Here is a 24,626-nt window from a genome sequence, read left to right as displayed (position 1 = left end):
CTGGCAGGAGGGATGACGGACCGGGAAACAGTCAGCGTGTAGGTCTATTCCATGGGGCCAGGGGAACAATCTTTCCTCGGAAGACACCCTCAGATGAGGGGCAACGGGAGGGATAGGAACATTCCCTTGGTAGACACCTACGGCTATTTTCCCAAGATCAGCCCGAGGTCGTAAACACTCACTTTGTCACAGAAAGGTCTATCAACATTTGATTAGGTTTTCAAGGAACAGAAATTTAATAGAGCAACTACATTATGGTTTTACGTAAACCAATTCAGCAGCTGTTCTTAATATACAAGGAGGAGACACACATGTACGGTACATTTGGCGGTTATACACGTTGGGCAGTTGTATTTCTCATCATCTTTGTACTGTTCTTCTTACTTGTACCAGGCTACACGACAACTACAAGTTGTACCACAACCCCTGTTTATTAACATCAAACAAAGTCTTGGAACTTTGATTCCACGGCACATTGACTTCGCTACAAAACACAGAATGTCCCGAACACCAAGGCACCGGCGTTCGGGACATTCGCTTGATTTTATTAGACCGATACAATAAATCGAACAATGGTTCCGAGGAAATTGCAAACAATGGCGGTGTGTCAAGAGAACGGATGGCAATCCTGATTTAGGTCTTTTTCTTTCAGCACCCGTGGGGAATATCCCATTCGATGAGGCAATTCGAACAGTCTGGAAAGCCCTTGAACTCTTTGAAAACCATAGCCAAATGTGATAGGAGTCATTCCAGGTATTAACGCTTTCACGGCGTATAGTCCGCCGTAGGATAATTCCACACTGGTTTGATTCATTACAATAACATCAAATCCGCGTCCATGTAAATCGTCAAGTACTGAACCTAAGACCAATCGAATGTCTGATGAATCGACCTGATATCGTCGAGCTACATCAGTATACGACTCTTCAATTGACAGACACTCACTGTGATTTTCCGTCCCCAATAGAAATTCCCAGCTTGGGTAAGCCTCGGGCAAACCAGCTACTGCAACGTGATCGGGAATATGCTTGATTTTTGTCGGATCCAAGAACATGGCAATTGCCTGTCTACGTCTTTCTTCCGGCATGTGTTGAAGGTTAAGCACTTGGACAGTTAATTCGCGAAGTGACGCATAGACAGCTTGATAGGGATTCAAATGACAGGCCGATCCGCTAACCACTTTCGGATAGTCGTTCTCTCTGTTGATCGCCACAGCACAAATTGCGGGAATGTTAAGATCATGAGATATGTTAAACAGTCGCACTTCGAATCCATTCTCTACTAAGTAATGAAATGCTTCATACGTTTTAGTAGGACAATGATTACCCAGTCTGAGCTCAGGCACAGGTATCTTACCGTACCACATATTCAAAAATCCATCCCGCTCGAGAACTTCGAAAACGCCATGCAGGACAGCTTCTTCCACAGTCCCTCCAATTGCGCACCCATTAGAGGATTCCGCAATAAACCGCTTCTCGTCAGCAGTTGGTCCATAATAGGCAATCTGCTCCGGTATGAGAATAGACTGATTATATCTTGTAGAATGTGCCCAAACCCATGAATACTCCCGTTCTTCATCAAAGGGTTCAAGTGTATGGTGAGGCGACTGGAATAACTCATGACTGTGCAATCCGAACCGCGATGGCTTTACTGCTACGTCGCCCAATTCCGACTGCTTGCCGAAAACGACGGGACGTCGACTTACAGCCTGAAACCCGCAGCTACGCTCCAACACTTCAAGTACTGCAGATTGCTTCGCGTCTGTCATGGATAGACCCAATCCATACCCAGTCAATTCATCCCCAGCAGGCGTATAGATATGAGCATCGGCCTGGACATAGCGCTCTCCAGACCAAGACGCATTGACGGCTGAAATATAACCGACCTTTCTATGCACGAACAAATCTTCCAAACGCTTGAAATCCAAAATTTCAACTCGGAGCGTTTCAAGGTCTTTGATGCGGTGAGATTCGAATTGTATGCGGGCAAGAGCGGGATCGTCTCTTGCAATACAGCGGCATCGAGGGCAATCGTGACTTGGCACGACTGGCACCCACTCGATGTCTTCCGTGTTTTCGTACACACCAACTTTTCCCTTCGTCTTGGCCTTTACAGAGTTCGAGGATTCCAAGATAAGTAACTGTATCTCATAGGTTACGATGTCTGCCAAGGTTAGAAGAGCCGATGGAGACATCTCCAGAGACATGGGTTCCACGATAGCCCCGACTTGCTGAAACAAGTTGAGAAGACTACGATCGAAAGTATTTTCCCACCGCAATTGCAAGCAGGTCGAGCATCCATATACATCTATAAGTTCCAGTGGACCAACTAGGACCGTCGTTCCTCTCCCCAACACAGTAAGGATATTAAATTTGAAATCCCTGCATGTTTCCAATGCCAATTGCTCGAATTCAGAAGGCCCATCAGATACTAAAATGACAAGTACAGGGTGGAAGTTCTCTAGCTCGTCAAGTGAACAGTTGTCCACCAGACGGGCTCCAATACTTTGACTGTATTTTTGCAACCATGTAGTAAAAATGTGTTTACCCAATATCGAGCTATCATGGAGCATAACAATGTTCATTGTATCCCCCCGTTAAGTCAGCCACTTTATGTTTGTCTACATTAGCTGTGAAAGGCTCAGGTATATCGTTCAAATATGCTACTGTAATGTCTATTCGCCCGACCCTGTCCTTTATCCACTACATAAGTTAAAGCAAGTCAGATTTACGAGGAGGGATGTGAATGTACGGCGGAGCCTTCGGCGGGTACACCCAGTGGGCTGTTGTGTTTCTAATTATCTTCGTGTTGTTCATACTGCTTGTTCCTTATTGGGGTGGCACTACGTCCTGCGCTGGTGGTGGCGGATACTAATACTTACCAACGTCACAGCCTCAAGGGAGTGGGGAAAGACCTCCCCATTCCCTTTTTAAGTAGGTCGCGCTCCTATTGCCTCCCTCATGTTTGATTGAGAGTGTAAGACTGAAACTTCTTATCCGGCGGAACCTTGTGGATCAAATTTTTTAGGGTCCACTGCCCTTGGCAAACTTCCAACCTAAACTTTGAACCATCCATTTCCCGTTAATATTTTTTAGTTTAACAGTATAGTTTACCTTGTTAGTCGGACGACCAGCGGGGACGTACTTATCTTTATTCTGTTGCCATTGTGCATAAACTGCCCAATCCTCACCGGCTCCCTTTAGAGTGACAACTCCATTAAATATATTTTTGCTGACCGATGACCAATGTAAGGAAGCCACGCCTCCGTCAATACTGGGATTGCTGCCATTTGCGTTTTGGACAGCTCTGGTAAGAGTCTTCATTTCATGATTGTACGCTGGAGTTCCTTTGATAAATAAGTCGTTGATCAAATTTTGTCCATTATTCAGCCACTGTTTCTTTGCTGCGGCATTGTACTGAACCTTAGTATTCAGGTTGGCGCGACTCGATGTATTAGAATTGGAAGTCAAAGATTTGGATGACCTGGGCACTGCTTGTGTGGTTAACTCTTCAGCCCCATGAATCGCCTTTATTCTCCAAGGAAACGAAGACACTTGGTCAAATACGACAGCTTCCGTTGCAACTTGCCTGACACCGACTGATGGAGGTCGATTGGAAGCTGTAACGGTTTTAGTTTGTACATGACCAGCTTGACGCAGAAGAACAGGGATTGCGACCGCAACGAGTACAGCAGCAACTAGACCCGCTCCCAATGGACCTACATAGGTTTTATATCTTCGGGAAGGATTGATTTTACTTCTCAACATACCTTTAGTTGAGGGAGTTTCATCGATTTGTTTCTCTAGTTCTGACCAAATCTTTTCTTTTTCCGCGGTGCTTATGTCATCTGTTAGAGTATCCAAATTCACTGGAAATTTATCTTCAGACACGATGTGACGCACCACCTTTCATATCGACTCCAAGAAACTCTCTCATTTGCATATTGGATCGATGCAGAGTAGTCCTTACTTTGCTCTCAGACCACCTCAAGATAGCTGCGGTATCTCGTACCGATAAATCCATTACATTACGAAGGATAAAGACCTGACGATAATCATGCTTGAGGCATTTGAGTGCATTTTCGATTTCCATCTTCATATCCGATGATCGAGTAGGGTCTGCCATCACAAAATGGTCACTCAAGCTGGAGTGTTTGTTAGAGCTAACACCATGTTTTCGGAGGTAATCGATTGCGTAATGACGTGTAATGGATAACAGCCATGTTTTGATGGTGGATTTTTGCTTGAAACTATGAATTCCACGAAACGCACGCAGAAACGTTTCTTGAACGGCGTCGAGAGCCTCTTCGTGACTTCCTAATAAATATCGTGCGTAACGATAAACGTCACGATAATGTCGCTCATATAGTTCATGAAGCATTCTCTTCTGTTCTTCGTGCGTCATGCTCTTCAATCACCACCGACCCTCTTTAACCTGTTAGTCGAAAACTTCCTTGGTTTTGTTACAACTTAATCAGAATTCCTCAGTTTTCGTCTTAGTTCTTGTGAAATGATGAGAAGGTTCAAAGTTGAATTCACGGAGATGTTTGGGGAAACTCTCTTTCTATGAGCATATTAAATAATAGAAGCTTTATTGGATTTTGTTGCCCATCACTTACAGAATCCTAAAAAAAACTACTTGTGGAATATTTACTCATGGAACAGCAGCAAATCCGTCCTATTTAAGGCTCAATGAAACATCCATTCGGTAGTCAAAGCAATCGCCACAAATGCCAAGAAGATCAAGATAGACCCGTGACAAACGACCCTATAACCTCTATGGACATGCCCACAACCGCCTTCCCCGATTCACTCAGCTCTTCTACTCCATAACGCAATATCCATAACCCTAACACTGAATGACTTTGACGACACAGTATCCTCCCCATACATTCTCCGCTATGCGATACAACGAAACGTCAATACATACCGTATTTTACAGGGGGATACTCCTTCAAAATAGACTCAACTCCTTTATCAAACTCTGCTTGATTAGTTGAAGTGGGCAATACGGCTGACGATTTGAGTGTCCCTCTGAATGTTCTTCTTCAGTACGATGTCTTTACCAAGACTACTAAGCAACTTTGCAAATTGAGCAGTAGTACCATCGCCTGTTATAGGACGCTCTGTGAAGAGTAAGATATTTTGGGATGAAAATAGCGTTAGCAATCAGAGATAGCAGTCAAAAAATAGACAAGACAAAATATCTTGGTTTCAAAATCAATTATCCCTCCGCATATTACGGCAGTTTCGTGCCCCTGTGCTCCATAAGTACGAACCAATCTACGCTGTATATGCATGCGGTGTGAATAGCCCACTGCAATTAACCGATGAATGTTTATTCAAGCACCAGGGAGAGGCTTACTCTGGATCAGACCCCCCATAGCGACAGAACGAAGAGCCATAAGGCGAGGCTGATTTAAACTATACAGTGTTGCCAATTTGAAACGACCGTCTCTTGATGAGCGTGTAGATGAGTACCATTGCCGACCAGATTGCATTTCCGATAAAAGGCTGTTGATGATGCACTGAGGCTAAATGAAGACTTATCATCCCAAAAACAATTGAGTAACCAACCATCGACCAAAAGCCCCACTTCTTCAGAGAAAAGTATCCAGCAGCGAGTACAAGGGCGATCCCCGCTACGATAAGCCTCACTGGTTGTTCAGGTAAAGTTGGGACCCCAAATCTCGCCGCTATCCCAAACTGGTCTGCGTTGGGATTATAAAATGGACGTGTAGATTAGTACGACGGCTCCAAAGATATAAAAGAGGCTGATGATTACTACACCGATTGGTCGTTTCAATAAAATCCCTCCTCATTCACCACATTACACACTGCATACGGGAAAGATGAACGACTTGTCGAATTACCCTACCCGTTAAGGATGTTACTATTTTATGGTATAAATGAATAAATATCCATAGCCATACGGAACCTCCGATCTTTTTTTGGGAGATACTGTATGACATTAAGTTGTCTTATACAAAAGAACCCCAGGGCACAGAATTGCACCTTGGGATCAAGCGGTTACCAACTTTCTTGTCTGGTTACCAACTGTTGTCCGCCCTCAGATTCACATAAATTTCCGCATCATTTTCTTCCCATCATACGTAAACACGACATCGCGGTTCTCCACAACCGACTGCAAGTGACAGTTGCGGCCCCACAACTGGTGCAAATATGGCATCGTGTGCTCCATATATTTGATATCTAGCTCCACACCTTCATAAGCATGCTTCAAGTAGAGCTCGCCGTTCTGGTTGTAGTCGCCGTCATTCACGGCAACCAACGGGATGCCGCCGTTAGTGCGTGATGCACAAATTTGATCGCGAATTTTTTCCCAATCCTTCTCCACGATACGCCACTCATTCCCGACCTTTTCGTACAGGTAGAGGTCCAGCTCCTCCACCAATTCCTTCGTCAGGTAGTTGCGCAGAAATGACACGTCGTTCTCCATTTCCCTTACCTCAAATATCTTATTTCTACCCTGCCCAGGTTCTCGCCCAAACCGTTCTCGCTCTTCTTTCGAAGGTTTATCCCACCGCTTCTCGATGTCCTGCCAGATAGCCAGACCAATATGGTACGGGTTGATGGAAGTCCGCGACGGCATCACGACCCCTGAGTGCATTTTGGCAAAGTCTACGGCATCTGTCTCAGGCAGATCCAGCTCCCGCATGATGCGCAGGTGCCATAACGAAGCCCAACCTTCGTTCATGATCTTTGTCTCCAACTGCGGCCAAAAATACAGCATCTCCTCCCGCAGCAGAGACAAAACATCCCGCTCCCACTCTTCCAAAATGGGGCTGTGGTGAATCAGAAACCACATCACATCCCGTTCCGGGAAAGGCGGGATTTTCCGCCGCGAAGATTTCGTATCCGCCTTCCCCTTGTCCGCCGAACTGGCCGACCCTGCACCCGTTCCGCCATTCCCGTCCCCCCCACCATCCAGGTTCCACAAATCGTCATATGGGGTTTGGCGGCGCGACGGCGTGGCTTCAGGACCACCAGATAAGGCCGCTTTCCCATCATGTTCTGCTCTCGTCCGCCACTGTTTTCCGGTCCTCGATGCATCCACATGCTGTTGCAACGCCATGCCGGCATCTAGCAGTTTCTCTACCCTGTCGCGCCCATATTCCAGTTCATAGCTGTGGATACGCTGGGCATTGGAGGCCATTCTATCGACCATGTCCCGCGAAGTCATTGCGAAGGCAGCATTGTTGCGGAAGAAGTCTGAGTGGCCGAGAACGTGTGCGGCCACTGTTTTGTTTTCAAGGACGGAGTTAGTGTCCAACAAAAATGCATAACAGGGATCTGAGTTGACCACTAGTTCGTAAATACGGCTGAGCCCAAAATCGTAGTCCATCTTCATTCTATGAAAGGACTTTCCGAAGCTCCAATGGTTGTAGCGGGTGGGCATCCCGTAGGCGCCAAAAGTATAAATAATATCTGCCGGGCAGACTTCAAACCGCATTGGGAAGTACTTCAGGCCAAACTCGTTTGCGATTTCCATAATCCGTTCGATTCCGTCTTGTAAGTCCTGCATCTCTGCTTGGTTCATGCTGTCGTCGCCTCCTTATCCCGCTTGTGAAAGAAGGCAGTGAGTGCATTGTAGATATCGCTGCGTGTCCGAATGACTGTGCTAAGAAACTGTGGTTCTTCAATATTTTTAAATGCATTCAGCAGTGTAGACGATCGACCGTACTGATTGACTTCAATATGAGATATACACAGAGGGGAAGTTTGTTTTCCCATCCTTCAACCCCTACTTGTTAAATCAGAATCAGACGTAGGGGGGTTTCCAGAAGAAGACCGACCAGCCGCCTTGTGCGCATTGTCAAACCTTGTTATCACCGATACTCCTGCTATTGTTTGGATGCTGGACCCATGACTTTTTCGCGAGGCTCGTGATAGCACAATCATAGGAGCGACAGCGCAATTTATGTATATACATTTCAGTGTGTATTCATACACACTTATACGCGTGTTCTTCTTTAGAATAGGCCCGGGCCGACTTACCCCCGACAAAGGGGGCAGTTTGGCGCCCGAGCCTTTCCCCAAACCCAACGTGCGGTAGAGTAGGCGACCGGCGAGTTGCAATCCGAAGACGTACTGTTCCAATCGCCCCTCACAGAACGGAGCATGCAAGTTTCCTATGCACTCCGCTCGCCAGTGATTAACTGTCAATCAACATTAGTGGTTGCTAGTCTCTTACCGTTATATGTACCTGAGTGGATGCTTGTATGACATTCATGACATACGGCGAGTGTTTTTCTCCTCATCGTTATCATCCGCTTCATCCATTCGGGTTTTTCTTTTCTACCGTTATTTTTGAGGTCTTTTAGCTTCTTAACGTGATGCATTTCAATGTTCCCTCTGGATTCACACAGTTCACACGTATCCTTAAGCAGACGGTCAATGAGTTGACTCTTGATGCTGTATACGTTTCCTGTCAGCAATGTGTCTTCAATGACGGTGGCTTTCTTGAATCCAAGCTTAAACCCTCCGAAGTACGCGACCAACGGCTTTTTACCCTCTCGCTCCACTTCTGTTTGGAACACCTTGTAGCTTTGTCCATCCGTTTCACGAGTAGTTCGATACTTTTTGAAAATTTTGTTCACCGTCGTTTTATATTTATTCGCGAGGGTACGTGCTAAAGACAATTCCATGGTTCTCTTGAGACTGTGTAGCTGATGAGCATTATAAGCAAGTAAATAGTATTGAGCGAATCCGCGGAATTCGGACTGATATTGGGCGATAACATCCAAATCAGAGTTGACCGTCCTTTCCTTCCGATGGATAGGCTTTCTACCCTTCATATACTGCTTTCTAGTAGATTCAATATAGATTCACCCTTTAACATTCGTTCTCCTCCTCGAACAGCTTGGTCGTTATTCGAGAAGGGATTCGACAAGAGTGGGTCATTTTCATGCCGCCCCTACTGGGTCAATTTTACTCCGGCCGCTACACTATCTGTGGTTTGCAGCAGACAAAGATGTCACCCTACAGTCCATCGCCCTTGAGGTGAGTCGCGTTCCTCAACTCAAAAACCCTACGACTGAGAAATTCATTCTTTCCGAGGATGCCCTGAACACCATTTTCATCCAACCAGCTGGTAACCGCATGGGATTACGGAACCGGACAATGATGATCTTGCTATACGATAGTGCAGTTCGGCTAGCAGAGATGCTAAACCTTGAGGTAAATGATATCTGCCTGGACAAAAAAAATCCGTATATCCGTGTAATGGGCAAAGGTAGCAAGGAACGCGTTGTTGCTATCCATGTAAAAACAGCCAAACATATCCGGGAATATCTTCAGGTGTATCGCTCGCGGGACAATCCAGAGACCGATTTGTTATTCTATACCATTATTAGAGGCAGGGCTGGGAAGATGTCTGAGGGCAACGTGGAAAGGTTTTTACAGCAGTACGCAGACCAGGCTAGAACACTGTGTCCCGAAATACCGCTACGGGTTCATCCCCATATGCTACGACGAACAAGGGCTACAAACCTGTACCAGAATGGAGTGGAACTTGCACTGGTGTCCAGAATCCTTGGCCATGCCTATCTTGATACCACCCGAGTCTATGCCAAGCCTTCTATGGCTATGATGCGAGAAGCAATGAACTCATTTCGAGTAGCTCAGCCGGAAGATGAAAGGCCACTATGGACCGGATCTGAAGAGGAAATGGCCAAGTTGAACGGTCTTAGGTAAAAACATAATCCTCAGGATTTAAACAGCAATCCCACTAACGATCGGGAGTCTCAATAGGTCCTGAGGATTTTATATTCCTGTGGATAACGCACGGTTGTTATCTATCTCCAGATTCCCATCTTCCAAGAATCTTACGAGCTTCTCCCATTGGTTCAGGCAATAGTTTACCGCCTCGCCCAAGGCACTCTTGGGGAGTACATTGTCTTTCTGGGTATGAAGCCATACCGAAAAAGCGTCGAGGACAGGGCGACTTTGTTTCTGCCGCTCCTCGTACCGTTTGTCTACGCTAGCATCCTTCAATCCCCGTTTGATCTTGAACAGTTTATTGCAGAAGTCCAATCCCTCTTTGGCAGCTGTTGGACCTTTGCGTTTGGCTGTAGGCAAGGCTTTTAATGCCTCGTCAAATTTGCGCCGTGCATGACTCAGGCAACCCGACAGTTTCACATCGGGAATATCGTTGTATCCCGCATACCCATCCACATGAAGGTATCCATGAAACCCTGCTAGGAAGCTCTTTGGATGTTCTCGGCTACGTGTTTCCTGGTACTCGTAGAGAACAATAGGTGGTCCGTCCCGTCCACTGCGGTATAGCCACATGTAGGACTTACTCTCTGCAGCTCTCCCAGCTTCATGTAACACTTGAATCGTGCTCTCATCTGCGTGAAGGTACTTTCTGCTCAGTAACTCTTCATGCATGTGCTCGTAGATTTTGGTCAACCATTGATTCGCTCCATACAGAACCCAGTTGGCCATCGTCTGCCGGGATAGTGGGATTTTCTGACGCTCGAACTGTTGCTCCAGGCGATACAATGGCATGCCCTGTACGTATTTCTTATCCAGGATGTAGGCCAGTGCCGATGGAGACGCCCAACTTTTCGCAATCGCCAGTTTTGGCATCGGTGCTTTCACGATGGGTGTATGAATTTCGTTATGTTCACAGTGGCGGCAACCATAGATGTATTGTACATGCTCTACCACTTTCACCTGAGCAGGAATGATCTTTACTTCCCGTCGGGTGTCTTCACTCATTTCATGCATGGGACCGCCACAGCAGGAGCAGACCTGTTCTGCCTCAGGCAGACGGTATTCAATCCGTTCTACCGGAAAGTCCTTTAGAAGTTCGTCCCACTGGCGGGGTTGTTTCTTTTTTCGTTGGTAAGTAACGGTTTCCTCGGATTCTTCGACGGCAGGCTCGGCTTCAAGGTCTGCCTGTGCTTCCGCTTCGTTGAATAGCCGAGTCTGCAAGGAATCCAGGTCGGTGCGTTCGCTGGAGGCGCCAAAACGCTTATGTTGAGCCAAACGAAGTTTCTCTTCCAGCCACTCCACCTTGGACTGCAATTCGTCGTTTTTGTACTTCAGTGTTGTATTCTCTTGCTGCAGTGCAGCAGTCTCTTCTGCGGTCAAATCTGGTGATTTGTTCATGGTATATATATTCGACAAAAACTCCGGAAACCCTTGTTGTGACAGGGGTTTTCATGCTTTTTCTCTGGCTAAATGATGGTCCTTGCAGTGACTTTTGGATGTGCCTTTTTCTGCTGTAACGACAGTCCGTCCAGCAACCATCGAAGCTCTCGCTGACCCATGACAATGGGTCCCGTGTGAGAGGCATCCGGCCACTGAAACCGTCCCTTCTCCAGCCTGCGGTAGTGGAGCCAGAACCCATTGTGGCTCCAGTGCAAGACCTTTAACTTATCCCGATTTCTGTTACAAAAGACAAAGAGGCACGGCGAGAACGGGTCGAGCTCCAGCACTTCTTTTACCAGGACAGAAAGTCCATCAATCGATCTCCTCAGGTCCGTAGGTCCTGGTGCTAGATATACACGTTGCTCCAGGTCAAACGCCCCAAACATTATTCTGCCAACGCCTGAACAACCTGTTTGAGTAACAATGGATTGAACCCGTTATGTACTTCGACAGACGCTGCTCCTACGTGAACAACAAGTGCTGGTTCCGTCTCCTCAACCGAGTTCTCAGCCTGAACGGACACCAGCTTTACTCCAGGTGCTGTAGCATTCGTGAACGTTTCCTTGTCGAACTTACGAGTCCAACGACGGAACTGTTTCACGTCGAGGTTGCGCTCCCTACACCAGGCCGCAGCAGTCTCACCACTGTCTCGAAACTCCTTAACAAGACTTCTCCAATGATTTCGCACTTCTTCTCTGGACATAAAAAACACCCCTCGAATTGGTCTGAGGCTATTATCTCTCCTCACAATCTAGTCGACGAGGTGCGGTTGATTTGACGCTTACTGAAGAGCGGCACGCCCCTAAATCAGATCGTCTTTCCGATACTTTTCGTGAATTGGTGCACGCTGCCGTTTCCTTATTCACGGGCCGAGAGTAATTGAATCCCTAAGATGCAGTACCTGCACCATCTACGTAAAAATTTAATAGATTTATGACCGAGATCACTTTACCACTCAACCCTCGTGAGAGCGCCTACATAAAAGAGGTAACGAGTGGAAACATTTGGTGCAAGGTTCGCCAAAATTGATACCGGATTGCTGCTCACCCAGTGCTCTGAAGCAGTTGAAAAATCGACTTCGTTTGGAAATCGGCCCATCATCTAATGGGTTTACATACTATGGATCTAGCGTATAGAATCCTTCTCCTTAATTTCGGCTTCCCACACCAACGAGTCCATAAACCACGTAGCACTTCTCTCCAACCGATCTCTTACCATTGATTCATTGTTACCCTGTACAACCAGAGATGCAATTCTATCTATACTAAGTTTTGCTGGTGAAACAATTTCCCCTTCATCCACATATACCTTGTACTCGGTGATCCAGGAGTACCTAGGAGCTAAAGGGATTCCTCGAACCCTTCCTCTTCTCGGATGGATCAAAACTAAGCCACCAAGAGTTCCGTGAGTGATCTCTAAAGTTCTATCTATTTTGCATTGTCCCAATACCGTATACATGTTTAAATCTACGTTGAAATTTTGTTTGAATATTTCACGAAGACGGGCACCTCCAGCTCTCGACGCAATTTCACATAAAACTAAATCATCTGTAGGCGTATGAAAGATCTCAGCATGAAACGCAAATGTCTCTGGTCGAGGGAGTGCATTTAGAAGGTGGTTAGTGAAATTAACTAGACGTCTGAAAAGAATATGATCTTTCGAAAGGTTGTAACTACCACTATAGGCCTGATTTTTAAATGCAAGACACCCGTTTAAGTACTTTGATGGCCAAATGAACTTTAAATCATTGTTTAAGACCAATCCGTCTACATGATACATATCGCCACTGATAAATGTTTCGACCTCCATGCCTTGTGGCAAGTCACGCCGATAAAATGAATCCAATTGTTCTTCATTCTCTAGAACCCGCACCTCCTCAGACGCGCTCCCACATATAGGCTTAACAACTAATGGTAATCCATACTTCGATCTGAACTCCAACAAATCCATTTGACCCTCTAACGCAGTAAATGGCGGAACTGCTACCCCTGCTTTGCTGGCGAGATTTTTCATTACGATCTTATTCCGAAAAGCAAGGGCACTCTCATACTGTTGCCCAATGATACCCAACATACTTCGTAATTTCGCTGCACGAAGTAAATCCAACTCGGAAAGTGCAATGACGGTGTGATACCTAAACTGTTCAAATAGTTCTCTTGCTCTAATTTCGACGTCCTCGTTAGAATAATAGTCTGTAAATCCTTCCATATAAGCATAACGAGTAGTATCATATTGACTCTCAGTCTCAAATGAAGTCAGCAATATCAGGTCTTCGTTACTGGCCCTTAGCCATTCCTCATAAGGCGCTTCTTCATGAGGCAATCTATTAAGGATTAAAACACTCACAGAAATTACCTCCTTAAGGTGCTTCTGTTTGAATGCTACAATATTATTTCAATGCTTGGACTCCGCGAGAAACAGTTGGCTCACTCTGCTCAATCCCTCGAACTGCACCCGAAAGATACCCCCAAATTGCTACCCCACCCCCTAGGATGGCTGAAATAACATACATTAATGATAACCCAGCACCTGGGCCATGCCCAACAATCCAACCGAATATACTTACAAGATAAGTCCCTTGTTGTGCCATAGACGGCGTGAAAAAGTGATCAGCAAGAAAACCCGAGACTAAAATACCTAGCGGATAGGAAATGTCCCCCGCAATGATCCTTGCGGAAAACACCTTTCCTTGAATTTCTTGTGGCACCTTTGCTTGCCATATAGCCTGATCTGAACTATTAATGAGCGGAATCATCATTTGGATTACAAAAACACCGAGTATCCATGTGAATTGCGTGTGTCCTACTCCAACTAGGAATCGGCCACACAAACTACTTACTAGGACGCCGATCAGGATACCATGAACCTTCTTTCTTGGTCCTCCCCATGCTCCTATGACTATTCCTCCAATGATCGCACCACAACCTCCAATCGATACAACTCTCGCAAGAATTCCAGCATTATTGTGCGTATAGACAAGGACGAGCGCAGGTAGTATACTTCCGGAACCCGCAAATCCAACAAGGAAATTAATGGATATACTTATAATTTGAATCCTTCTCAAACCCGCATTACTATAAATGTAATTTAAAGGAAATTTTAGCTCGTTTAGTAATTGCAGCTTGTGTCGCGATTCTAGTTTCTGCGGAACCGAAGCGAGTAATAATGTGATTATGCAAAACAGAAAAGTTCCCGAATCCACCATTAAGATTAGCGATAACCCAACAGAACCAAGCAGTAGAGAAGCCACAAGAGGGGCTACAACCTGCGGTGCCTTATTAGCAAGTGAAATCATGGCATTCACTTTCGAAAAATGCTTTCGACTAGGGGCGATAAGCGAAACTATGGAATCAAATGAAATCAGTTGGACAGCATCACAGAGTCCTGACAGCGCTAATATACCAATGACCACTTCGTAAGATAAGTGGTTTACAATACTTAGGGCGCACATAATCGCCGATAAAAGCATCAATCCCAAATTGCCTAACAGTATGAGAATTTTCCTGTCGAAACGATCTGCTAGAATCCCAGCAAATGGGCTTGCGATCGCCGTCGTAGCAAACTTAGAAAATGTTATAAGAGCAATATAGGATGCCCTGTCCGTTTCATGAAACGCCCAAAAGGCTAGCGAAAATGTTGTCAGTCCCGAGCCAAACATAGAAACAAACTGCCCGCTCCAAATAACCCAAAAGTTACTCCATCCGCTTAAGATATGGTCTCCTCTCCCAGCCAAACGTATATCACCCTCTTTCGTTTAAACTCTCAATAAGTGCACCCACGACCATTGAGTTCTGCCTTAGAGAGAGCCTTCTAAACGACGGAGGTTCAACAGTTTCACTAAAAGTAGGAAGTGTAACTTTGTTCAATACACTGCGTCTCGCAGAAAAACGGTTCATGTAGTATTCCGAGAGATATTTCTGATTTGTCTCAATCCAAGTAGAAACTATTGAAGAGATCTGATTCATTAAGATATCGGTTTCAGCATGACAATCGGTTTTAGTTAATACAGTTTTCAACATGTCTTCAACTAAGTCCACATCGTGCTTGTGTTCTGTAGTGGGACAAATTGTGAATATAGACGCTGGCATTAGTACAAAGTAAATCGGATCTACAGACATAAATGAATTAACAAGGGTGTTACAAATTTTCTTGGTACTTTTTATAGATGATTTCTCGGAAAAATATCCCGTTTTTAGCGGAGGATACCCAGCCATACCCAATGCTCCCCAGTGAAAATGGGGATTACATGGTTGTGTCATAGTAGCACGGATGACATTCCCACTTGGATAATGAGTATTGAAGATGGCGGAGATAATGCTAACAACGTTATTCGACATAACAGGTACTTCATCCGGGAGATATGGAATCCGGTCCGCAAACTCCAAGGGTTCTACTGTGGCAAGGAACGGGATCAGCATGGCATTAACAACTTCATTAATATCTTTGAAATAAGTACCTCCAATTTTATAAGAAGTACCGTCACTGATAATGTTACATCGGCTAACCTGTCCATCAAGACAGGCGACGTGGGAGATGATATCACTGAGGGCACGTTCTTTGTTGCTAGCGCTCTGGGCTTCTATTATGAGTCGTTTGATCATTTCCTGAAATATCTCCCTATTTTCCCACACAACAGATGCTTCCAATTTGAAATTGAATTGCTTTAGATTACTCATTCTTTTCCAGTGAAGAGTAACAAGAGATTCAAGACTATTATTTGACTCGGTGAATACGAATGGAGTAAAATATGAGCGGTTACGATCACGTTCAGTAAATTCACTTCCATTCCACGTGTAGAGCGGTAATTTCTGGCGGTTGCTTCCTTCGACAATTGATCCTGGGAGATAAATCCAATCCCCATTAACAACATCGTCTGTTTCCGTTTGGTTAAATGAGTATATTAAGGCATATCCCAGATTTTTCTCAGCACAGATGGCCTTGTTGTAATCGATCATTCCTGCACGACCATGCGCTATATCACTCCAATTACCAATGTGGCCAGATCGAGGTGGTAGCAGGTCAGAATCTGATTCAAGCACCGAAATAAGTGCTCCCGTGTTTAAACTCGACTTGCCCATGTGCACCCAATCAAAACTTCTTACTCTAGTCGCAAATTCCTCTATTCTTTCAGTGTTCAACTTTGGCAAACCAAATTCTCCGCTGAAAAGCCCAATTGACTCAAGTAACTTAAGTGATTTCTTCTGCTCGTTTATCACTGACATTATTGTTCACGCCTTCTTTCTCTGGAGATCTCGGGGTGTTGGTACTAGGCATGCGAATGGAATACTAATCATTTTCTTGCACTAAGCCTAGCGGTCAGATGATTAGGTTTCTGTAAGAACGTTTAAACAGTGAGGCAATATCCCTCCATTCATGTAATACGTGTATTCGTCAGAAGATTCCACACGCACTCGTGCGGACAATTTGACAATTCGACCATCACTTTTTTCTGCAATAATTGGGATTAATGAGTCCGATACTATACCCTCTATAGTAGGAAATGATATCAATTCCGTTCCACGAAAATCTGTATAATCCCATGTATCATCTCTTATAACTTCCAGTGGCAGAATTCCCATGCGCACTAAGTTGGAACGATGAATTCTTTCAAAACTTTCTGCGATAATTGCCTTAACGCCTAAGAGTGCCGGTCCCTTTGCAGCCCAATCCCTCGATGAACCACTACCATAACGTTTACCTGCAATAACAACCAATGGGACACCTTCCTCTTTGTAACGCATAGCCGCATCGTATATTGGTAAGAGATCCCCAGACGGAAAATGCGTCGTGAATCCGCCTTCCCTTCCTCTCGCTGTCCTATTCAACAAACGACTATTAGAGAAAACACCGCGGATCATTACTTCGTGCGCGCCACGCCGAGAACCAAACGTACTATATTCATTTCTTGAAATCCCCATAGAGTGTAGATACTCCCCGGCCGAACTCGATGGAAGAATAGCTCCCGCAGGAGAAATGTGGTCAGTAGTAATATCATCACCAAGAATTGCAAGAATTCGTGCTCGTTGCACTGTTGTTTGAGCAACAGATGACCCCGTAAATAGCCTAGGTCTCTGCACATAGGTAGAGTTAGAGTCCCATTCGTACAGCATTGTCTTTGTAGAGAAAATACTATTCCACCTATCTTGTTTTGTTTCAAGCGACTTATAAGTCGTTTCAAATAGTTGCGATGAAATATGGTGTTGAATGATATTTGTTATCTCACTACGTTTGGGCCAAATATCTTCCAAATACACCGGATAATTGTCCGGGTTGAACCCCAGAGGATCTTTTAAGATGTCAATGTTCACAGTACCAGCAATGGCGAGTGCGACAACACTAGGCGGGGATGCAAGGTAATTTGCCTGAACAGTAGGATGTATCCGTGCTGGAAAATTACGATTCCCACTTAGAACCGCAGCCGTGTAGATACCTTCTTCTTTGATCAATTTTTCCAAATCTCGATCAAGTGGACCACTGCTTCCTGAACATGTGGTGCAACCATATCCAACTATGTAAAATCCGAGTTTTTCTAAATATCCTAATAGCCCCCCATTTTCTAAATATGCTGTAACTACTCTTGAGCCTGGTGCCATACTAGTTTTTACGTAAGACGGAACCTCAAGGCCGTGTTGAACTGCGTTTTTGGCGAGTAACCCCGCAGCGATCATCGAATATGGATTAGACGTGTTGGTACAGGAACTAATTGCTGCAATCACAACTGCCCCGTCTTGTAAATTCTTCGAATTTGTTTGTTTTGGTATTAATGCTTCCTTACTTTTTTGCGTTCTGACAGATTGCCTAAACGATTGCCCCAGTTTCGAAATGGGAAAGCGGTCCTCCGGCCTATATGGACCAGAGACACTGAGCGTTACTCTTGACATGTCGATCGTAATAATCTTCGAGTAATTAGGAAGTGGACTATCAGGTCTCCTAAATAGTCCTTGATACGTAAAGTAACGTTTAGTCAGACTGGCCAATGAGGAGCGGTTCGTGTCACACATATATCGTATGGTAAAGTCGTCCACAGGAAAATACGCTACCGTGGCACCATATTCCGGAGCCATGTTAGAAATTGTCGCACGATCTGTTACATCTAACTCTCTTGTACCAGGACCAATGAATTCTAATAAGCATCCAGTTAGATCTTCATTTCGTAACACTTGAGTACAATACAGAACTAAATCCGTCGAGGTGCATTGCTCGGGAAGGAGTCCATCCAGATACACGCCAACGACATCAGCAACTCTTACATTCGCTGGAAGTCCCAACATCGTTGCCTCAGCTTCAATCCCCCCCACTCCCCATCCCAACACTCCAAGAGCGTTAATCATCGTTGTATGGCTATCTGTACCCAGAACTGTCTCTGGATACAAGAAAGCCCCCCTAGAAGTATCATCAACTTGAATAACAGTTGACAAATGTTCAAGGTTTAATTGATGAATTATCCCAGAACCAGGAGGCCAAATCTTCACATTTTGAAACGTTGATTCTGCCCATTTCAAGAATTGATACCTTTCGTAATTCCGCTTAAATTCCATCCTTTCATTAAAGAGGATAGAATCTTTGTGTCCAAATGAATCAACCTGAATTGAGTGATCAATAACAACATCCGTTCTTAACATCGGATTGACCTTGGTCGGATCTCCCCCTCTTTCTAGGATTTCGTCCCTCATAGCTGTAAGATCCACGAGTGCAGGGACCCCAGTAAAATCCTGCATAATAATTCGCGAGGGAGTAAACGGAACATCAGTCAATTCATTTGTAGCCAATTTGGTAACAAATGGAGCATAAGAATCATCGTATTTTTTTAAGTAAATATTACGTAAAAGAGATTCGATAAGAATCCTGGAGGAATATGGGATAGAATGGAGGTCAATTTTTAGTACATTAGCAACTTTGTTCAAATCGATAATATAGACATTACCCGTTTCTAGTGTCCATTGCGTTAACAGTGAATCTAGGTTTTTCAGTCCCTGTTTGCTCATGAAACATCCTCCTATACTACATCCTATTTTTGAGTTTCACCCTATCGATTTTTCCGTTATTATTAAGCGGCATTTCATCCACTAAGTTTATGTTTTTGGGAACCATGTAGGATGGAAGTTGTATGCTGAGCATTCTCGTCATTTCAGCAACATTTATGTTGTTTCCAACAATAAAGGCTGTAAGCGACTCAGCCATTCTAGCTTCAGGGGGATATGGGACTACGATCGCTTCATGCACCCCTGGAAACTGTCGGATATGAAATTCAATCTCTTGGGGCTCAATTCGATACCCCATCACCTTAATTTGATGATCGATTCTACCCAAAAAAGAAATGTTCCCCTCTATACTTCTGACGAGATCACCTGTACGAAAGTATTTGGTCTTGTCTGCTGTCTCAAAGAAGTTCTTCTTTGTCGATGCTTCGTCTTTTAAGTAGCCCGGAAATGTCTGTGGTCCGGAAACACAGAGTTCTCCTGGCTCTTCAGGTTTCACCGGATTCAGCTCTGCATCCACAATTAGAGCCTTAAGCCCGCTGTAGATTTGTCCGATTGGTAGTATGTCCTGGTCATACGAGTAGTTGTCCCTATCTCTCAGTCGATAAACACTGCAGGCCAGAGTCAATTCAGTCGGACCATAAAGGTTTTCAACTATAGAATTAGGAGCCGCCAATTTCCAGGCCTCGGCGGTTTTGAAGGTCAATGGCTCACCGCAAAATAAGCTCCATTTTAGACTTGCTAGGCTAGATGGACGTAATAGCCCTTTCCGTTGTAAAAGGTGTGCTACCGAAGGAACTGAAAACCACACGGTTACGTGTTGTTCACGTATGATTTTAAACGGAGATAACAATTGAATGGGTTGGAATGAACATACACATGCACCTGCACCCCACGCCATGAACAGGTCAAACATCGCTAGATCAAACGTAAGGTCAAATGTCTGAGACAACCGATCATCAGGGGTCAATTGATATCTTTGTTGATTTAGGGAGAGAAAATATAGAACATTACGATGCAAAATGGGCACCCCTTTAGGTTTGCCTGTACTTCCGGAGGTAAAGAGAATGTAAGCAACATCATCTGGGCTAAGTTTGATTGGTTGCTCAAGTTGATGCCTACTAAGCATATCCTCTCTGGAAAGAAATGTAGCATTGATGTGGCTGCTCAACTCATTCCTATCTATATCTGGGCAGACAATAAGAGGTGAATTCTTAAGTTTTTGGCACACAGTTTTTAAGAAGGGCAACGAGCTCCTGTCAACAAAAATCACATCTAACTCTGCTTCATGAACTATAGTGGCAACCCTGTCAGTCCCTTGTTTAACGCTAAGGGGAACAAAAGAAGCACCCATTAGCAGAGTTGCAACAACGGCTGCGTAAGACGTAATGTTTCTCGACGCTAGAATCCCTACCCTATTTGGCTCATTCGGTAATGCATTGATAACACACCCACCCCATACTTTTGCCAGGTACAATAACTCCCCATATGTATAGTGCCGCAGATCAACATACAAGGCAGGCTTATCTAGAGCGAGGTCGACTGTGTTTAGAAACATCTCCTGTAGAGTCTGGGCTTGAATCTGTATCTGCAATAACATTACCTCCTAATGCAGCAGTTGTTCTCTTAATTTATCGGCTATAATGTATTGTTCATCATCCTGAACATTTATGGGATTTACAACCAAGTGACCAATGTCTTTGAAATATTGAACAAATATACCTGGGTCCCCCGATAACAGCCCTTCTTTAATTTGATATGGCGACCTACCATTCCAAGTTGTGGAGAATTCAATAACTAAAGTTGGAACGTGATGATTATGGTCGTCATGTTGAATAGTCACATTAATCTTGTCAATATCTTTCAATGATTTGTAAATCGGCTCAAGAAGGCTTTTATAGTGTTCAATTCGTTCAGATTCATCTGAATTTATATAGATTTGCAATGCTGCATATAGACCAACCATATCCTCTTTGGACACCTTATGTGGACGGCCAATTGCATGATTGGGACTCGTATTAGCCAATGCAGCTTCAATGAGATCCCGACGTCCAAACATTATCCCAGTGTTCTGTGGTCCACCTATTAACTTTCCACCACTGAAGACTATGAGGTCTGCGCCCTCTTCCACATATCTCTGAAGATTGCTTTTAGGAGGCAACATTGCTGCGGCATCTACTATTACAGGAACGCCGCGGTCATGAGCAATTGCAACCACCTCCGGCAATGTCAGGCCAGTGCGTGAGACCCTGGGGCCTATGAGGTAAGCAATGGCAGCGGTCTGACTAGTTATTGCATGAGCTAACTCTTCTGGTAAACAGTCATTTACGTCCCCCACATCCACTATCGTTGCGCCTGTGAAGGTGTACATATGGCTATAGCCACCTCGATGAATTCTCTGGATCACGACTTCATTCTTCATTCCATCCGACTTAGGTAATTGGCGAATTTTAGAAATATCGGTTCCGGTCATGCAGGCAGCGATAGAGAGTACGACACCACTGGCTGCGCCACTCGTAATCATCCCGGCTTCGGCGCCTGTGATCTCAGCTATGTATTCCCCAATTTTGCGGTTTAATTCTACTATATCGACAAATGACTCTGAAGCGATTTTCATGGCATCAAATACACTTGGATGTACTCTTGAACCGCCGTGTGTCGTTTTGGTACCGCCTGCATGAATTATTGTACGAACGCCCAATTCAGAATAGATTGGATTGAAATTCACTTTTATCCTCCTTCAACTCTTTTTCCGTAGCATTAATTACTGGGATCGGATAGTGTAATTTTGCTGGACCAACATAGTGTAACAGCGGCCGTATCAGAATATTGTTGTTGAGTTGCTCCAATACCTGTGCCACCCAGCCCACGATTCTACCAGATACAAATATAGGAATAGATAAGTCGCGCGAGAATCCTATACCGTCGTAAATAATGCCAGAATATAAATCGACATTAGGATGAACCCCATGCTGCGAATATCTCTGCATAGCTACTTCTATGTTTTTTACTATTTGCAACAACTGCTGGCCCTTTGAAGATCCCAAACATAATTCTGTGGCGAAATCTCTCAGCAAGGCAGCTCGGGGATCTTTAACCTTATATACTCGATGCCCAAACCCCATTATCGGCAAGTTGTCTTGAAGTCTCTGTTTTACATAATGTTCTACGTTATCCGGAGTTCCAATTTCATCAATCATCTTGAGAACTTCTTCAATTGCTCCCCCATGAACCTTTCCAAAGAAAATAGAAATGGCAGCCGTGACTGCTGAATAGATGTCGCTTTGTGCCCCTATGGCTATTCGGGCTCCAAAAGTAGAGGCATTTGAACTATGATCCATATGGATAATTAAATCTTTTTCAAATATCTGCGACACAAGTTCAGTTGGTATTTTGCCACTCAACATGTAGAGGAAGTTGTCTACATGAGACAAATTGGAACAAGGATTCATTAAGTCTCTACCTAACACGAATGCATGATGGGTAGCAATTATTGTAGGAATTTGTGATATCAGCTTAATGCCAATCTCTCTGTAAACATTTATCGTTTCGGATTTACTTAAATATTCAGGTTTATAATTAGCTGAGATTACTGTTCGAAGGACGACGAGAGGCGGTAAACGTCTCAAGGAATAAATGAAGTCAATTTCATGTTGTGAAAGAGTCCTATAGTCACGAAGTTTCTGGTCAAAAGCAAGACGCTCAGCTTCATCAGGCAGTTTCCCGTATATGAGTAAATATGCCGTTTCTTCAAATTTACTGTTTCTCACGAGTTCATTGACCGAATACCCACGATACAGGAGAACACCATTTTTTCCGTCAATATGTGTGATTTCAGTTCTATCAAACGCAACGCCAGTTAGACCCCTTTTGATCTCCAGATGCTTTGTTGAAGTCTTGGACTCTACTCCGTCAGATTCTCGGTTAAGCCTCTCGCTAATAAATGTCTTTATCTCCCTCACAGAGCTTAAATGTTCCATATCATCATCAGATACGACAACATTGTACTCGTCCTCGAGACGTAATATTAAAGAGACATGTGCCAGTGAATCCCAGGCACGAATATCCTGATACTTGAGATCATCATGAATTAGGTCAAGAGGTAGTCCGAGTGATTCAGCTATAACGAGTTCAACCGCTTTTTCCATATTTACACCTCCCAGACAAATGTACGTTTCTCTCCGAGTCTGCTCCGTCAACGGACTAACGAAGATCACTCATCAACGCTTTCATCCCATTGAACACATTTCTGAAACCAGTCATTAACTTTTTCTATTCTACGTAGAACCTGGTTTTCAGAATCACCTCGAACCAATATGGACGCAATTGAGTTCGTTACGCTGTCGACGGCGCGATACGCACGACCAATTTCACCACTTATGTGTTTCTCCAAGACATAGTCCGGTGGATCGTCATTGGCAAGTTTAGACAAAACCAATGGATGAGGAGGGATTAGAATAAAACCCGTAAAAAATTTCGGCGATTTATTCGATGAAGTTGCCAAAACATCATAAATTCCGCATTGAAATTCTGCCATAGTCTTTTGTAGATTTATGCCAAATGCGTGCAAGAATGATTCTTCTATCAGCCCTCCCCCGACTCGACTGGCTATCTCACATAAGACAAATTCATTGTTCGGGGTATGGAATACTTCAGCATGGAAAATGGTGTATTGCGGAGTTGGTAATGCGAATACCACTTGCTCCACAAACCCTAAGAGGCTTTCAAAGAGCGGATTTGTAGCATCGAGCATATAGCTGCCAAGATAGAGATTTTTTTGGTGTGCCAAACAACCATTGATGTATTTAGAAGGATAAGCAAACGTCACTCTTCCATCCATTACAATGCCGTCAACGTGATACATATCTCCTTCAATGAATTCTTCGATTTCCATAGGTGTTTTTATTGCACTTGATAACATATTTTCCAAATCTATCCTGTTGTTAATAATCTTAGTATCTAAAGACCCAGCCCCTGAGATCGGTTTTATTACAACTGGATATCCATTTTCACTAATAAAACTGCTGATATCAAAGGCATCATTTATCCGCTCGAACTGTGGTACCTTAATCCCTGCTTTCATTGTCAAGTGTTTCATTACCGTCTTATCTCTAAAGGCTAATGCACTTTCCCAATTCTGACCGCTAATGTTTAACATGTCTCGTAATTTTGCAGCCCGCAAAAGATCAAACTCGCCACTAGCAATAATTGCCCTGACATCGTTAGTCTCTGCCAGTTCCATAGCAGTTAGCTCAACGCACCAATTGTCTCTATAGTTGTCAAAACCAATTACCCTTTTATATGAACCTCCCACAAATTCCCCATAATGCTTTCTCGTCGTAAGTAAAATTAAATCCTCATTTAAATGCTGTAGCCATTCATCATAGGGACATCTATCCCGTGACGCACTATTCAGGATCAGTATTGACATTTAACTCACCATCCTGCACATGATAGGTGACGTTGT

19 protein-coding genes and 1 pseudogene are annotated in these 24,626 nt (G+C 44.3%); 3 read left to right on the top strand and 17 right to left on the bottom strand.

The annotated features are described in order from the left end of the window. The first annotated feature begins 311 nt into the window (after positions 1-311). Positions 312-437 (top strand): hypothetical protein, encoded by a 126-nt coding sequence (locus GI364_RS25075; RefSeq protein ID WP_255524586.1) that lies wholly within the window; start codon positions 312-314, stop codon positions 435-437. A gap of 170 nt (positions 438-607) precedes the next feature. Here the strand turns inward: GI364_RS25075 and GI364_RS04410 are convergent, their stop codons facing one another. Continuing rightward, complete coding sequence (locus tag GI364_RS04410; RefSeq protein ID WP_198852489.1) at positions 608-2,584, bottom strand: TOMM precursor leader peptide-binding protein; 1,977 nt, start codon at positions 2,582-2,584, stop codon at positions 608-610. A gap of 161 nt (positions 2,585-2,745) precedes the next feature. On the opposite strand from GI364_RS04410, the gene GI364_RS25070 reads away from it, so the two are divergent. Continuing rightward, on the top strand, positions 2,746-2,874 hold the full coding sequence (locus tag GI364_RS25070) for a hypothetical protein (protein WP_255524585.1): 129 nt from the start codon (positions 2,746-2,748) through the stop codon (positions 2,872-2,874). Between the two features lie 149 nt (positions 2,875-3,023). Here the strand turns inward: GI364_RS25070 and GI364_RS04405 are convergent, their stop codons facing one another. The 5 genes from GI364_RS04405 to GI364_RS04385 all read right to left on the bottom strand — a co-directional run bounded on the left by GI364_RS04405 (position 3,024) and on the right by GI364_RS04385 (position 8,818). Then, complete coding sequence (locus GI364_RS04405; protein WP_198852488.1) at positions 3,024-3,890, bottom strand: hypothetical protein; 867 nt, start codon at positions 3,888-3,890, stop codon at positions 3,024-3,026. Continuing rightward, the gene (locus GI364_RS04400) at positions 3,883-4,404 is read right to left on the bottom strand and encodes an RNA polymerase sigma factor (RefSeq protein WP_198852487.1); all 522 of its coding nucleotides are present in this window, start codon (positions 4,402-4,404) and stop codon (positions 3,883-3,885) included. Before GI364_RS04400 ends, GI364_RS04405 begins: the two co-directional genes overlap by 8 nt. A 1,671-nt stretch (positions 4,405-6,075) precedes the next feature. Further along, a complete protein-coding gene (locus GI364_RS04395; protein ID WP_198852486.1) occupies positions 6,076-7,560 on the bottom strand; it encodes a SpoVR family protein in 1,485 nt (494 codons plus the stop codon). After that, positions 7,557-7,754: a hypothetical protein gene (locus tag GI364_RS04390; protein WP_198852485.1), complete on the bottom strand. Its 198-nt coding sequence runs from the start codon at positions 7,752-7,754 to the stop codon at positions 7,557-7,559. Before GI364_RS04390 ends, GI364_RS04395 begins: the two co-directional genes overlap by 4 nt. A 428-nt stretch (positions 7,755-8,182) precedes the next feature. Further along, positions 8,183-8,818 (bottom strand): HNH endonuclease, encoded by a 636-nt coding sequence (locus GI364_RS04385; protein ID WP_198852484.1) that lies wholly within the window; start codon positions 8,816-8,818, stop codon positions 8,183-8,185. A gap of 97 nt (positions 8,819-8,915) precedes the next feature. Between GI364_RS04385 and GI364_RS04380 the strand changes: the two genes are divergently transcribed. Further along, positions 8,916-9,716: a tyrosine-type recombinase/integrase gene (locus GI364_RS04380; RefSeq protein WP_198852483.1), complete on the top strand. Its 801-nt coding sequence runs from the start codon at positions 8,916-8,918 to the stop codon at positions 9,714-9,716. 87 nt (positions 9,717-9,803) lie between these two features. Here the strand turns inward: GI364_RS04380 and GI364_RS04375 are convergent. From GI364_RS04375 to GI364_RS04325, 11 genes and pseudogenes are all read right to left on the bottom strand, one after another. Then, positions 9,804-11,057, bottom strand: a pseudogene (locus GI364_RS04375) (IS66 family transposase); the annotation flags it as partial. 149 nt (positions 11,058-11,206) lie between these two features. After that, on the bottom strand, positions 11,207-11,566 hold the full coding sequence (gene tnpB, locus GI364_RS04370; RefSeq protein WP_198852481.1) for an IS66 family insertion sequence element accessory protein TnpB: 360 nt from the start codon (positions 11,564-11,566) through the stop codon (positions 11,207-11,209). After that, positions 11,566-11,883, bottom strand: coding sequence for an IS66 family insertion sequence element accessory protein TnpA (locus tag GI364_RS04365; protein ID WP_198852480.1), 318 nt, complete (start codon positions 11,881-11,883; stop codon positions 11,566-11,568). Before GI364_RS04365 ends, tnpB begins: the two co-directional genes overlap by 1 nt. 422 nt (positions 11,884-12,305) lie before the next feature. Next, positions 12,306-13,526 (bottom strand): hypothetical protein, encoded by a 1,221-nt coding sequence (locus GI364_RS04360; protein ID WP_198852479.1) that lies wholly within the window; start codon positions 13,524-13,526, stop codon positions 12,306-12,308. A 43-nt stretch (positions 13,527-13,569) separates the two neighbouring features. After that, positions 13,570-14,913, bottom strand: a complete 1,344-nt coding sequence (locus GI364_RS04355) for an MFS transporter (protein WP_198852478.1) — start codon at positions 14,911-14,913, stop codon at positions 13,570-13,572. A 7-nt stretch (positions 14,914-14,920) separates the two neighbouring features. Next, positions 14,921-16,402: a DUF6025 family protein gene (locus GI364_RS04350; RefSeq protein ID WP_198852477.1), complete on the bottom strand. Its 1,482-nt coding sequence runs from the start codon at positions 16,400-16,402 to the stop codon at positions 14,921-14,923. A gap of 102 nt (positions 16,403-16,504) precedes the next feature. Beyond that, positions 16,505-19,165: an aconitate hydratase AcnA gene (gene acnA / locus GI364_RS04345; RefSeq protein ID WP_198852476.1), complete on the bottom strand. Its 2,661-nt coding sequence runs from the start codon at positions 19,163-19,165 to the stop codon at positions 16,505-16,507. A gap of 16 nt (positions 19,166-19,181) precedes the next feature. Further along, a complete protein-coding gene (locus GI364_RS04340) occupies positions 19,182-20,753 on the bottom strand; it encodes an amino acid adenylation domain-containing protein (protein ID WP_198852475.1) in 1,572 nt (523 codons plus the stop codon). Positions 20,754-20,765: 12 nt separating this feature from the next. Beyond that, complete coding sequence (locus tag GI364_RS04335) at positions 20,766-21,887, bottom strand: aminotransferase class V-fold PLP-dependent enzyme (RefSeq protein WP_198852474.1); 1,122 nt, start codon at positions 21,885-21,887, stop codon at positions 20,766-20,768. Next, positions 21,862-23,307 (bottom strand): citrate/2-methylcitrate synthase, encoded by a 1,446-nt coding sequence (locus GI364_RS04330; RefSeq protein ID WP_198852473.1) that lies wholly within the window; start codon positions 23,305-23,307, stop codon positions 21,862-21,864. Before GI364_RS04330 ends, GI364_RS04335 begins: the two co-directional genes overlap by 26 nt. Before the next feature lie 65 nt (positions 23,308-23,372). Next, on the bottom strand, positions 23,373-24,590 hold the full coding sequence (locus GI364_RS04325) for an ATP-grasp domain-containing protein (protein ID WP_198852472.1): 1,218 nt from the start codon (positions 24,588-24,590) through the stop codon (positions 23,373-23,375). Positions 24,591-24,626: the final 36 nt, after the last annotated feature.

The sequence above is a fragment of the Alicyclobacillus sp. SO9 genome (genome assembly GCF_016406125.1).
In the GTDB taxonomy this organism is placed as follows: Bacteria; Bacillota; Bacilli; order Alicyclobacillales; family Alicyclobacillaceae; genus SO9.
Note: the sequence above shows the minus strand (reverse complement) of the source record. Positions and strands in the feature narration are given on the sequence as shown.